The following is a 13,939-nucleotide window of genomic DNA, read 5'->3' as shown; positions in this document are numbered from 1 at the left end:
AGTTAAAATCGTTTACTTTGCGAGCAAAACCTAGATACCAAACTGTGTTGGGAATCTAGGTTTTTTTTTGTTAAAAAGTAAGGATAAAGTATGAAAAACAAAGAACTTGCTGAATCAATTATTCAGCTCGTTGGCGGAAAGGACAATATTATTAGCTTAGTACACTGCGCAACCCGTTTACGATTTGCACTAAAGGATGAAACTAAAGCAAATGCCGAAGTGTTAAAAAAGCAAAAAGGCATAATAACCGTTGTACAAAGTAGTGGACAGTTTCAAATTGTAATTGGTAACCATGTTGCTGACGTTTATAGTGACATTATGCAGTTAACGAACCTAAACGAAACAACCAACACAAATACACAACCAAATAAAAAATCAAGTATATTATCTAAACTGATCGACTTAGTCTCAAATATTTTCATTCCTGTGTTAGTCGTTATGGTAGCTGGTGGTATTTTAAAAGGAGTACTTGCGCTATTACTAACAATGGATGTCGTTCAGCGCAACACCTCAACTTTTAACTTTTTAGACGCCATATCCGACGCCCCACTCTATTATTTACCTATGATTCTAGGCTTTTCTGCCGTTAAAAAATTTGGCGGTAACCCTTATATGGGACTAGCAATTGGCGGAGCATTGCTTCACCCTAGTGTTAGTAACATGATACCGCAAGGTAAGTTTTTGCTAGAAACACACTTATTTAGTATTCCAATTGACTTAATTCCTTATGCTTCATCTGTATTTCCAATCATTTTAGCAGCGTGGTTTTATTCGTTACTAGAACGAAACTTTAATAAAATCATGCATGATTCTTTTAAAAAATTTATCGCACCATTACTTAGCTTTGTTATTACAGTACCATTAACCTTTGCACTTATTGGCCCTACTGTAACTTATGGTAGCGGTTATATAGCGATTGGAGTTAAATATCTCTATGCACTTAATCCCGTTATTGCATCGATGATTTTAGCGCCATTTTGGCAGGTTCTGGTAATTTTTGGCATTCATTGGGGACTTGTTCCGCTTTGCTTAAACAATGTAGCAACAAATCATGAAGATTTTCTATTACCAATATTGTTCCCTGCGGTATTTGCACAAGTTGGAGCCGTATTTGCTGTTATGCTAAGAGCAAAAGATCCACAATTTAAAGCATTAGCAAGCTCTTCTGTTCTGTCTGGTATTTTTGGCGTAACTGAACCTGCTATTTACGGTATTAACTTACCCCTAAAAAGACCATTTGTTATTGGTTGTTTATCAGCAATTGTTGGTGGTGCGATTATTGGTTGCTACCATAGTGTGATTTACTCTTTCAGTTTTATTAATGTCTTCTCTTTTTTACAATTAATATCACCAGAACACGGCATTGATGATAAATTTTATGCAGTTGTTTTTGCCTGTGTTATCTCATTTGCTATTGCTTTAATCGCGACTTATCTGTTTGGTATACCAAAAGATAAAATTAGCATGATATCAAATAATGATATTTCTGAAAATCAAACAAATAACCAAAACACCACCAACCAAATAAATACCAATAATGTCACTATTTTTAGCCCAATGACAGGAAAGGTAGCGCCACTAAGCGAGGTTAATGACCCCACATTTGCCAGCGAATTAATGGGTAAAGGTATTGCTATTATTCCAACTATTGGCCAAGCTTTAGCACCTGATGATGGTGAAGTTGTTTCGCTGTTTAGAACAAAACACGCTATTGGTTTTCAAACTGATTCTGGTGCTGAAATACTTATCCATATTGGTATTGATACCGTTAAATTGGATGGTCAACATTTCGAAGCTCATGTAGAAACGGGTAGCAAAGTTAAAAAAGGCGATTTATTAGTGAGTTTTGACATCGATGCAATCAAGCAAGCTGGATTTGAAATAATCACACCGATAATCATAACAAATACTGATAATTATCAAGATATAGAATGTATTTTTAAACAAGACACGATTGAAAATGGTGATGCTTTATTAGCGTTATCTCAAAATAAGGAGTAAAACATGTCAACACAATTTCCTAATGATTTTCTTTGGGGCGGAGCTATTGCCGCCAATCAAGTTGAAGGTGCTTATCAAAAAGGCGGAAAAGGGTTATCCACTTCAGACTGCACACCAAACGGCTTATTTGGCGATATTATTGATCGAAATAAACATAATATTACCGGCATAAAAGATAATGCGATTGATTTTTACCATCGCTATCCAGAAGATATTGCCCTATTTGCCGAAATGGGCTTTACATGCCTGCGTACATCGATTGCTTGGACACGAATTTTCCCTAATGGTGATGAACAGCAACCAAACGAAGATGGTTTAGCTTTTTATGATAAGTTATTTGACGAAATGGCAAAACAAAACATCACACCATTAGTGACGTTATCGCATTATGAAATGCCCTATTCATTAGTCACACAATATGGTGGTTGGGGTAATCGTAAAGTCATTGAATTTTTTACTCATTACGCAAAAACCGTATTTGAACGTTATAAAAATAAAGTTAAATATTGGTTAACATTTAACGAAATCAACATGTCATTACACGAACCATTCACTGGTGTCGGATTAGATAGAAACAGCACAAAACAACAAATCTATCAAGCAATTCATCATCAACTTGTTGCCAGTAGCCGAGCTGTCAAACTATGTCATGACATGATTCCTGATGCCAAGATCGGTAATATGTTATTAGGTGCTGTCGCCTACCCATTAACACCAAAACCTGAAGATGTTTGGGCTGCGCATAACGAAAACCATGGTTGGTTATTCTTTGGTGATGTGCAAGTGCGTGGTTATTACCCAACCTATATGAATCGATTCTTCAAAGAACATAACATCAAACTAGAAATTACTGAACAAGATAAACACGATCTAAAAGAAACTGTCGACTTTGTTTCATTCAGTTATTACATGAGTTGCTGCGCAACTTCTGATGAATCTCAAAAAACTAAAGGTAATATTTTAGATATGGTGCCTAACCCTTATCTTAAAGCATCAGAATGGGGATGGCAGATCGACCCTATTGGGATCCGTTACCTACTTAATTTACTTTATGAACGTTATCAAAAACCATTATTTATTGTCGAAAATGGACTTGGCGCTAAAGATAAACTAGAAGCAGATGGCACAATTAATGACGATTACCGTATTAACTATATGAATGATCATCTAGTACAAATCCGAGAAGCCATTAACGATGGTGTTGAAGTTATGGGTTATACAAGCTGGGGACCAATCGACCTTATCAGTGCATCAAAAGCCGAAGTAACCAAACGTTATGGCTTTATATATGTTGACCTAAACCAAGATGGTTCTGGCACATTAAATCGCTATAAAAAGAAAAGCTTTTATTGGTATCAATCGGTCATTTCATCTAAGGGTGAAAATTTAAAATAGTAAAATAATTTAAGGGAAAAATAATACAAATTATTTTTCCCTTTTTTTATTAAAAATGAAAAAGTAGAAATAGGAGTACATAACAATAACAAATAAATAATTTAATTAATCTAATTATGAATAAAACACCTTTGTATTCACTAATTAGAAAATTAGTTTTAAAACTAAGGATCGTTTCTGCTTTTAAGTAAAAACGAAATGATAGGATAAATCATAATGAAAATAAAACATCTCACACTGATATTAATAAGCTTATCGAGCTATTCAACGCTAGCAAATGAAATTACTTATAACTCATTTTTAGATAATACATTTATTAAAGATTCTAAACTTGATTTTTCTACTCGTAATCATTGGAAATATTTAAAAGAAAACGCATCCCAACCTAAAGAAGTACACAGTGCTTGGGGGCAAGCATTTAGCTTTGATTACAAATCAGGCTACTTATTTGATACGATTGGTTTTGATGTCACCTATGACAACATAATAAAACTAGGTGCCAGTGATTACTTTGCGACTCGAAACCTACTTTATAACGATGGCAAAGGTTATAACAAACACAACGCTCACGGCTTTAATAAATTTACCCAACGCTATGCCAAAATTAAAGTTGGTAATCAGGCCATCAATTTCAACGGTAAAGCGGGCTGGCATAGTTTAAAAGATTTCGGAATAATAAGCTCATCTAAACACCTTACTCGCAATAGTTATCTTGGTTATAGTGGCACGCTAAAATATGATAATGTCTATTTTTCACTAGCTTATATCGATAGCACCCTACCCCGCGAATCAGCTAAAAAATTGCATTTTTTAACGGCCGACCGTAAAAAAGTCATTGATAATATATCAACGGCAGAAATCGCCTATAAAGATAAAGATCTTACTTTAGATTACGCCTATGGTGTTGCTAAAGATTACCTAAAACGCCATGTAATTGAGTTATCTTATAAACCAACACAAAAATTAATCTTGGGTGGGCAATTTTACGGAAGTTATGCGCTTGATAATTATGATGCCATGAAACAAAACAAAAAAGAGTTTGAAGATCACGCATGGCACTATGCAACCGATATCGAATGGAAAGAAGAAGACTGGAGTATGAAATTTGGTCTTGCTTACACTGATGCCAACAAACATAACGCTATCGGATATTATAATCGACATTTAGGTAAAAATACCCGAGGCCGATTTAATGGATTAGCCGCAGCAGGCGCAGATTATATGCGTGATGGTGAACTTGTCTTTACCAGTGTATTGACTTACGACTTTGTCAAAGATAACAGCACTGGATTATATATGAACTATGGTGAATTTAACTACAAACATGACACATTAAAAAATGGTGAAATAAACGTTTTTAACATATGGAAACCAACTAGTGGAACATTTAAAAACCTATCAATTTTATCTAAATTAGGCTATGGTTGGTCTTATAAAACGATTAGTGCATCAGATATTACGCCAAAACTCGATAAACATGGAAAAGCGCAACGTTCACCAACACTTTCAGCAGAAACAGTAATTGATTATCGATTTAACTTGTTATAAATAAGGACACAACATGAAAAAATTTATTATATTAATCAGCTCATTAATTATCGCTATCTCAACCGTATCACAAGCTTTTGCTGATGATGTATACCTTTACGTCACTAGACATGGCAAAACGATGTTTAACAATGTACATCGAGCTCAAGGTTGGTCAGATACACCGCTCACCAAACCTGGTGTTGAAGTTGCCCAGCAACTTGGTCGTGGTTTAAAAGATGTCAAATTTATCGCCGCTTATTCAAGCGACTTAGGACGAGCACGACAAACCGCTCGTATTGTTTTAGAATCAAAAGGCGATACAACGATTAATATCAACGAAATGGACGGCTTGCGCGAAACTTGTTTTGGTGAATATGAAGGCGATCTTGATCCAAACATGTGGACTCCTGCTGCACAGCACTTAGGTTATGCTTCTGACAAAGAACTAATGGCTGATTTTTCAAAAAGAAACATTAACCTTAAAAAAATGATGGATGCTATCGCGGCTGTCGAAAAGTCAGGCGAAGCTGAAGATTACAATAAAGTAAAAACGCGCATGCAAGCCTCGTTAAAAGCGATTGCCGAATCAGCAAAAGCACAAGGTGGTGGTAATGTTTTAGTGGTATCACATGGCATGGCTATCATGGCAATGGTTGAAGAGTGGTTAGATAAACCAGTTACAGAAGGACTTGGTAATGCAAGTGTTACCAAAATTCATTATACAGATGATGGAAAATTCATTGTCGAAAGTTTAGGTGATATGAGTTATGTCGAAAATGGCAAAAATCAATCTAAATAATCTAAAAATATATGGCTCAGCAACGGGCCATATTCCTCACTTTCCCGTATTTATACGAAATATTAATCAATAAATTGATGGTAATTATCATCATAAACAAGCATAATTTTGCATCGCTTTATCATACGCATTAAAAGGTAAGTATGTTTTATTTATGCAACTATTCATCCCCAATAGGCTTAATTACCCTAGCTAGCCAACACAATAAGCTCGTTGGCGCTTGGATTGAAGGTGAAAAATATTTTGCTCATACAATTAACACTAAAACAGAAGAAAAACCTAATTTAGCTATTTTTAACTCGACCAAAAAATGGCTTGATGATTATTTTTCAGGAAAAAGACCGAATCCATACCAATTAGAGCTTGCGCCAAATGGCACGCCTTTTCGACAATTAGTCTGGGAAGTGTTATATAAAATCCCTTATGGCGAAGTCATTACCTACGGCGATATTGCCAAACAGATCGCACTAAAAACAAACAAAACAAGCATGTCTAGCCAAGCGGTGGGCGGCGCGGTTGGGCATAATCCAATATCCATTATCATTCCTTGCCACCGAGTTATTGGTGCGAACGGTAATTTAACAGGTTATGCTGGGGGTATAGATAAAAAAATCCAATTACTACAACACGAAGAGGTCAATACAACCCAACTTATTATCCCAACAAAAGGAACTGCGCTTTGATATAAAAATAAAATCAACAACTTAATAAAATGATATTTACAGCTACAATCTTTTGTTAAATATACTTAATAAATTCATATGCAATAAGTAATAAGTGTATGTCAGATTAAGTTTGAGTTACTACAGCTAAAGAGCCAAAGGTTCGTGTTAAGTGGATAACAAGAGAAAAAGCAAGTTTACTCATCCAGAATTTAAGGCTTCAATGGATGAAAGATGTTTGTTTTTTTGCGCTATCAACTGGTGCACGCATGAGTGAGATATTTACACTAACGTGGCACAATGTTGATCTTGTTAATCGTGTAGCAACTGTTACTAACGAAAACGCAAAGTCAGGAAAAGCAAGAGCTTTATTATTAAATCATGACGCTGTTGAATTAATACGTAAGTTAAAATTTAGAAATAAATGTGAATAAGTGTTTACTCGTTCAACTAATAAGCGAGTTTACGACATTGATCGAAGAGACTTTAAACAAGCTTGTCAATTATCAGGAATTGATAATTTTCATTTTCATGACTTAAGACATACGTGGGCAAGTTGGCACGTTCAAGCGGGTACACCACTCTATACGTTAAAAAATCTTGGCGGATGGGGGACGTTAGAGATGGTGAATAAGTACGCTCACTTGAACGCAGATCATATGTTAAATTTTGCAAACAATGTCACATTTACGGCACAAAGTACGATTGACACATTAAATAAGATTGCAAGAAATTCTTAAAAACCATTTAAAATCATGGTTTTAAATGGTGGGTTGTGAGGGGATCGAACCCGCGACCAATTGATTAAGAGTCAACTGCTCTACCGACTGAGCTAACAACCCATTTAAATACTGTTGTAGTATTATATATGAATTTAATCAATAATGCAAATTATCAATTTCATTTTATTTGTTGATATGTAGAAAAACGCAGCGTGTTTGGAGTTCATGATAAAAATAATCCCCAAACGGTATAGAATCCTGAATATTTTTTACAAAAATAACCGGCAAAATAAACCAATAAATAGCTTCACTTGGTGTGGGCTCAGATTGATGACAAAGAACTCGCTTTTTGTGAGTTCTTTGAGTTAATAGAGAAGAGTCCATTATAAAAGGAATTCTTCTATACTAAAAAAACCAACTCGAGCGACACCAGAAAAAATAGAGCAAATTTCGTTAGATGTGCTTGCCCCTCAAAATCACCTTGTTCGTAAAATAGCAAAGTCATTGATTTTGAGTTTATTCGAGAAGCGCTAGCGCCACTTTATTGTCCTAATAACGGTCTTCCGGAAGAAGTTCCGAACAGTGGCTTTATGCATAGGGAAGGCAAGCCTAAAGGGTTCTTCTACTTAGATCGCCGAATGGTTGATGGCAAACATAATTTAATAACCAATACCTATGTCACAGCCGAAAATGTCCATGATTCCGAGCCTTATATGGCTCGATTAAAACGCCAGTTAGAGCAGTTTGGTTTTAATCCAGTTGGTGTCGATCTTAATGCAGGTTATTTTAAGAGATAGTTACCGTTATGTTTTCTTTTTTATTTTTATTGCCATTTATTTTATTTTTGCATCATGCAATAAACAAAATGATTTCTTTTTCTGTTTTTTAGCGTACAATCAAAATCACCCCTATATCAAGGTAATGTTATGTTATACAATAACAAATCTGTGAATCATGATCACCATCATGAAGATAAAGGTTGTCATTGTGACTGTAAAAATATGGCGCATAATCATGCACATTTATCTCATGATCTAAGTTGTCATCAAGACTCAATCCCTAGCTGTGGTGGAGATTGCCATACAGCAGCAAAAAAAAATCAGTGTGATGATTCCCCCGATGATCCAGACAGGCAAAGCTCACAAACTAAATTAATATGGAAAATAAAAGGCATGGATTGTGCGCACTGTGCACAAAAAATTGAAAACGGACTAAAAACGTTGCCAAATATTGGCGAAACTAAAATTATTTTTTCTACCCAAAAATTAGTGGTTTTGGTTCCGCAAAAGAATGAAAAAACCATTAAATTGATTGAAGATAAAGTCATCGAATTAGGTTATACCCCTATTTTTCAATCCACTCCCGAACATACTCATCATGAGCATACTCATGGTTTTGATAAAAAAGCGCTTATTCCTTTAGCGGTGTTAGGTGGCTTGATTGTAGTGAGTTATCTGCTTTTGTTGTTGAATAAAACAGCTGGCGAATATGCTTTTATGGTAACGGCCATTATTGGGTTAATTCCAATTTTAAAAGAGGCGCTAATTTTAGCGCGTAGTGGCACCCCTTTTGCTATCGAGTCGTTAATGAGTATTTCGGCTATTGGTGCTTTATTTATTGGTGCCGCCGAAGAAGCGACCATGGTTATATTTTTATTTATGATTGGCGAAATGCTAGAAGGTGTTGCAACAAGTAAGGCTAGGCAGGGGATCTCGTCACTTGCCAAGCTGATGCCTGAAGAAACAGTAATAATTATTGACGGTAAACGAAAAACCATTGCTAGCCGTAGTTTGAAACCAGGTGATATTATCGAAATTTCAGCAGGAGGACGTTTGCCTGCTGATGTAATTTTAATAAGCGAGCAAGCCAATATTGATGAAAGCGCTTTAACAGGCGAGTCGATCCCCGTAAATTACCTTTCAGGTGATAAAATTTTGGCAGGATCGCTCGTGGTTGATAATACCATTGAACTTAAAGTAGTTTCTGAAGTTGGGCAAAATGCCGTTGATCGTATTTTACAGCTAATTGAGGACGCCGAAGATCGCAAAGCACCGATTGAGCGTTTTATAGATAAGTTTAGCCGCTATTATACACCCGCAATTGCCTTGCTTGCACTATTGGTGATAGTTGTGCCACCTGTGCTGTTTAATGCTGATTGGTATACTTGGTTTTATCGTGGTTTGACATTGTTATTAATTGGTTGCCCTTGCGCACTAGTGATATCAACCCCTGCGGTGATAACCTCAGCATTGTCTAATGCAGCAAAGCAAGGCGTGTTAATTAAGGGAGGCGCAGCGTTAGAGCATATTGGCTTAGTGAAATTAATTGCGTTTGATAAGACAGGTACGTTAACTGAAGGCAAACCACAGATTACCGATATTATTAATCAAAATGTAATCTCAACAGAAGCGTTACTTGCCATTGTGGCAGCAATAGAAAGTGGTTCACATCATCCTTTAGCTAAAGCTATTGTTGATTATGTTAAGCAAAACAAAATTCCGTTTGTCGAAGCCAATAATCGTAAAACAATTGCAGGGGTTGGAATACAAGGTGAAATAAATCAGCAAATTTTTTATATTGTCTCACCCAATAAAATATCAACTATTTCGATGCAATTAACCGATGAACAGGTAAAAATAATTAGTCAACTAGAAAGCGCAGGGAAAACGGTCATTGTAGTAGTAACTGACCAAGCAGTAGTAACTGACCAAAAATTATTGGGAATTATCGCTTTACAAGATGTGCTCCGTGCTGATGCCATAACAGCAATCAATCAATTACATCAATTTGGTTTAAAAACCCTAATGCTTACAGGGGATAATGAACGTGCAGCAAAACAGATAGCAAAACAGCTCAACATCGATTACCGAGCCGAACTGTTACCAGCAGATAAATTAGTAGAGATTGAAAAAATCCGTAATACAACCGCTATTGCAATGGTCGGCGATGGAATTAATGATTCGCCTGCTATGAAAGCCGCAAGCGTAGGTATTGCTATGGGGAGCGGTACTGATGTTGCACTAGAAGCTGCTGATGCCGCACTAACCCAAAATAGCTTGTTAAGTTTGCCTAAGTTAATTGGTTTAACACGCTTTGCTTCTTATAATATTAAACAAAATATTACAATTGCGTTAGGGGTTAAATTAGTATTTTTAATCACCAGTTTATTTGGTTTTACTGGGCTGTGGTTGGCCGTGTTAGCTGATTCAGGTACAACGGCAATTGTTACGGCTAATGCCCTTCGAGTTTTGAAATTTAAAAATAAAAGTTAAAAAGTAGTTTAACTAGCCTATTCCGCTTGTGATAAGCGGAATAGTTTTTAATGATTTTGGATTATTAGTCATCCATTCTTAGTGATATTTCGCCACCAATATGGGCATTAATTTTGCCATTTTGTTCTAGTAATAAGGCACCTTGATCATTTATGCCTTTTGCTATTCCGCGAATAATATTATCGCCAATTAATAACTTTACTGGGCGATTAGCAAAGTTATCAAGTCTGTGCCAATCGTTAATAAATGGCGTTAAACCGTGTTGTTCAAACTCGATTAATTTACTTTTTAAAGTTTTAGCTACTTGAGCAACGAGTAAATTGCGATCAACTTTACCTAAATTGGCCCATTTTTGATTAACAATGTTGGTATCAGGATTAGTCATGACTAAATTAACACCGATACCAATCACAACATGGGCACAGTCGCCAGTTTTACCCGCAAGTTCAACTAATATACCAGCTAACTTTTGGTCATTAAGATAAAGATCATTTGGCCATTTAACTTTAATATCTTGACCTGATAATGCACGCAAGGTATCGGCAAGCACAATTCCGACCACTAAACTCAGCCCCATTGCCGCTGCCACACCTTGTTCTAATTTCCAATACATAGAAAAGTATAAATTACTACCAAAAGGTGAAAACCATTTCCGCCCTCTTCGCCCTCTGGCTTTTGATTGAAATTCGGCAACACAACAATCGCCCGATGTTAATTGACCAATTCGTTCCAGTAGATATTGGTTAGTCGAGTCGATAATCGGTAATATTTCACAGTGGCTATCGGATTGGTAGTGTAGATCAATTTTGTTTTTACTTAGCAAATCAAGCGGAGCTGACAAGCAATAACCTTTGCCTTGTACAGATGATAACTCTAGCCCCCACTCACGCAGTTGTTTAATGTATTTATTGATGCCTGCGCGTGTTATGCCAAATATTACTGCTAATTCTTCGCCCGAATGGTATTTGCCATCTGCAAGTATTTCAATTAATTTAAGTGGATTGTTGTGGTTGCGCATCCGTTCCTCTTTTTTTAATTAACAGCATAATGAAGTATAACGAGATTATAGCAAAGCTGACAAATAAATAAGCATTATTCATTTTATCCATAATAAAGGCGATCACAGCCGGTGCAATTAAACTGCCTAAAGTATTAGTTAATAGCATGGCTTGATTCATGGCAACGATATCTTGTTTTTTAACGCACGAACATGCCCAAGCCATAGATATTGGGTAAATGGTGTAAATGGTTGCACCTAATAAGATAATTGCTAATGCATCAAACCAATTGAATATTAGCATAATACATGCAATTAACATTAGTAACGATTCAATTAATAATACACGTTGCCGTCCAAATTTATCTGCACACCAATTAGCAGGCATTTGTGCAATGACGCCTGATAAAATCAGTAATATCATCCAATTTGCAACTTGAATATCACTATAACCTAAGTGTGAATAATAAGCTGGTAAAAGCGAATATAATGATCCAATTAGCATACCGGCAATTACGCAACCAGTTAAACCTAATCGAGAAGGTTTATTCAATATCATTGGCATAATATTAAAGCTGCTTTTTTTCCTTTTAGGCAATTTATAATGGGTGAGCAAAATAAATAAAATTGCTAGCCCCATCAGTAACGCGATAACTAACCCAAAATACAATACATCTTGCGGAAAATACTGCAACAAAGCTTGCCCTAAAACGGTGCCTAAATAGTAAGTGGTTAAATATATTGCAAGCATTTTTCCACGCGTACGAACTGGACCTGTTAACAATATACAACTTTCAATAACCACCCACGTTACAGCACAAGCAATACCAATAAAAAATCGCCACATTATCCAACTATAAAAATTCATTGAAAAACCTAGCCCAATTGTTGCTACTGCAAAAATAATACAACTATAGGTATAAGTGTGACGCGCATTGAATTTATTAATAAACCAATTGGCAAAAATAGTACCAATCAAGTTACCTGTAAAATAACTTGATCCTACAAGCCCAATTTGCCCAAGCGAAAACTCATTACGCACCAACCACAATGGTACTTGTGTGTTTAATGCCGACAACGAGATAGTCACAAAGAGTAAACTGGTTAATAAAATAGGAAATGAGTACGAATGTTTCATAATGTTATCGCATATAATTTATGAGCTATGATTAGCGGGCAATTATAATTTGGTGCTAATTATAAATAACTGTCTGCGTTAATTTCGCCCTGATTGCCAATAAATCGGATTTCTGGTGATAAATTCACCAAGAATTTTTGTGCTACGCATTTTTTAATATAACGCGCTAGTTCAACTACATCTTGCGCTGTGGCTTGATTTTTATTAACTAAAACCAATGCTTGTTGTTGATGCACGGCTGCTCCACCTATTTGATAGCCTTTTAAGCCACACTGTTCAATAAGCCAACCTGCGGCTAATTTGGTTTTCTCATTAGCTTGTGGATATATTGGCATGGTTGGGTAAATTTCAAGTAACTTATCAGCAACAATTTTATCGACCACTGGGTTTTTAAAAAAGCTACCACCATTACCAAGTACTTTGGGATCGGGTAACTTGCTACGGCGGATTTCACACACTTTATCAAAAACCATTTTTGTGGTGACTGTTTGACGGTCAAAGTTTCGTAATTCGCCGTAAGTTAAAACTGGATGCCACTGTTTGGGTAATTTAATGCCCACATTGACAACGGCATAACCTTGTAAATACGTTTTTTTAAAGACACTTTCACGATAACCATATTGACCATCTGTGACAGTAATAATGTTTCCTGTGGCAAATTCGAGCAGTTCTACATAATCGGCTACTTTTTCAAATTCAACCCCATAAGCACCAATATTTTGAATAGGCGCAGAACCTACACAACCAGGAATTAAAGCAAGGTTTTCAAGCCCTGATATATTTTGTTCAATTGTTTGTGATACGACATCGTGCCAAATTTCGCCAGCCCCTACTTTTAAATGCCATGCTTGTTCTGTTTCGGTAATGGTTATACCTTTGATGCGATTAACAATCACAATACCATCAAAATCACATGTAAATAGCGTGTTACTGCCTTGGCCAATAATCATAATAGGATAATTTTGAATATTATCTTGCCAAACTTGTTGTAATTGTTCAACTGTTGTGACTGTAATAACTTTTTGAGCAAAAACAGTTAGACCAAATGTGTTAGGAATTTTTTGTTTCATTAATCACTACCTTTATTTTTTGAAAAATTAGACACCAAAGCGCAAACCAATTTTATCTATTATTGGGGATTTGGTATCTATTATATTTTGTTTCTATATTAGCACATGACTAATGTTATTTAATTAATTATTTAGTTGTGAATGTTTTTGATTTTTTTATAAAAATGAGAGTAAGATCAAATTCATCACGTTAATTAATCAAATATTCGATAAAGCAATGCTTAAATATTTTTTGTTTTTTGTTATTATGTATTATAGCTAGTCGGGTCATGTTTTATAAATTATTGTTAGACCGATTTATTGTTAGCACCAAAATAATCATCGGTATTTAATTGGCTGTGATTGATTATATT

The 13,939-nt window shown here is 35.6% G+C and carries 9 protein-coding genes, 1 tRNA gene and 2 pseudogenes; 8 read left to right on the top strand and 4 right to left on the bottom strand.

The window, feature by feature from the left end; all coding sequences use genetic code 11:
• Positions 1-90: 90 nt before the first annotated feature.
• The 6 genes and pseudogenes from GQ590_RS06910 to GQ590_RS12465 form a co-directional block, all read left to right on the top strand.
• On the top strand, positions 91-2,001 hold the full coding sequence (locus tag GQ590_RS06910) for a beta-glucoside-specific PTS transporter subunit IIABC (protein ID WP_160407620.1): 1,911 nt from the start codon (positions 91-93) through the stop codon (positions 1,999-2,001).
• Between the two features lie 3 nt (positions 2,002-2,004).
• Positions 2,005-3,396, top strand: coding sequence for a glycoside hydrolase family 1 protein (locus GQ590_RS06905; RefSeq protein WP_160407618.1), 1,392 nt, complete (start codon positions 2,005-2,007; stop codon positions 3,394-3,396).
• A 216-nt stretch (positions 3,397-3,612) separates the two neighbouring features.
• Positions 3,613-4,944: an OprD family outer membrane porin gene (locus GQ590_RS06900; protein WP_160407616.1), complete on the top strand. Its 1,332-nt coding sequence runs from the start codon at positions 3,613-3,615 to the stop codon at positions 4,942-4,944.
• Positions 4,945-4,957: 13 nt separating this feature from the next.
• Complete coding sequence (locus GQ590_RS06895; RefSeq protein ID WP_160407614.1) at positions 4,958-5,725, top strand: histidine phosphatase family protein; 768 nt, start codon at positions 4,958-4,960, stop codon at positions 5,723-5,725.
• Positions 5,726-5,868: 143 nt separating this feature from the next.
• Entirely contained in the window at positions 5,869-6,408 is a 540-nt protein-coding gene (locus GQ590_RS06890) for a methylated-DNA--[protein]-cysteine S-methyltransferase (RefSeq protein ID WP_160407612.1), read from the top strand.
• Between the two features lie 131 nt (positions 6,409-6,539).
• A pseudogene (locus GQ590_RS12465) lies at positions 6,540-7,127 on the top strand (site-specific integrase); the annotation flags it as partial.
• A 26-nt stretch (positions 7,128-7,153) separates the two neighbouring features.
• On the opposite strand, the gene GQ590_RS06880 reads toward GQ590_RS12465, so the two are convergent.
• A tRNA-Lys gene (locus GQ590_RS06880) sits at positions 7,154-7,229 on the bottom strand.
• Positions 7,230-7,684: 455 nt separating this feature from the next.
• On the opposite strand from GQ590_RS06880, the pseudogene GQ590_RS06875 reads away from it, so the two are divergent.
• Positions 7,685-7,897: pseudogene (locus tag GQ590_RS06875) on the top strand (IS5/IS1182 family transposase); the annotation flags it as partial.
• A 138-nt stretch (positions 7,898-8,035) separates the two neighbouring features.
• Complete coding sequence (locus tag GQ590_RS06870) at positions 8,036-10,381, top strand: heavy metal translocating P-type ATPase (protein ID WP_160407606.1); 2,346 nt, start codon at positions 8,036-8,038, stop codon at positions 10,379-10,381.
• Positions 10,382-10,445: 64 nt separating this feature from the next.
• Here the strand turns inward: GQ590_RS06870 and birA are convergent, their stop codons facing one another.
• From birA to murB, 3 genes are read right to left on the bottom strand one after another with little or no spacing between them, the layout of a single operon-like run.
• Entirely contained in the window at positions 10,446-11,399 is a 954-nt protein-coding gene (birA, locus tag GQ590_RS06865; RefSeq protein WP_160407604.1) for a bifunctional biotin--[acetyl-CoA-carboxylase] ligase/biotin operon repressor BirA, read from the bottom strand.
• Positions 11,374-12,516: an MFS transporter gene (locus GQ590_RS06860; RefSeq protein WP_160407602.1), complete on the bottom strand. Its 1,143-nt coding sequence runs from the start codon at positions 12,514-12,516 to the stop codon at positions 11,374-11,376. Before GQ590_RS06860 ends, birA begins: the two co-directional genes overlap by 26 nt.
• 59 nt (positions 12,517-12,575) lie before the next feature.
• A complete protein-coding gene (murB, locus tag GQ590_RS06855; protein ID WP_160407600.1) occupies positions 12,576-13,586 on the bottom strand; it encodes a UDP-N-acetylmuramate dehydrogenase in 1,011 nt (336 codons plus the stop codon).
• Positions 13,587-13,939 lie beyond the last annotated feature (353 nt).

Source organism: Gilliamella sp. Lep-s35 (assembly GCF_009795845.1).
GTDB lineage: Bacteria > Pseudomonadota > Gammaproteobacteria > Enterobacterales > Orbaceae > Gilliamella.
This window is presented reverse-complemented; position numbering and strand designations above follow the sequence as displayed.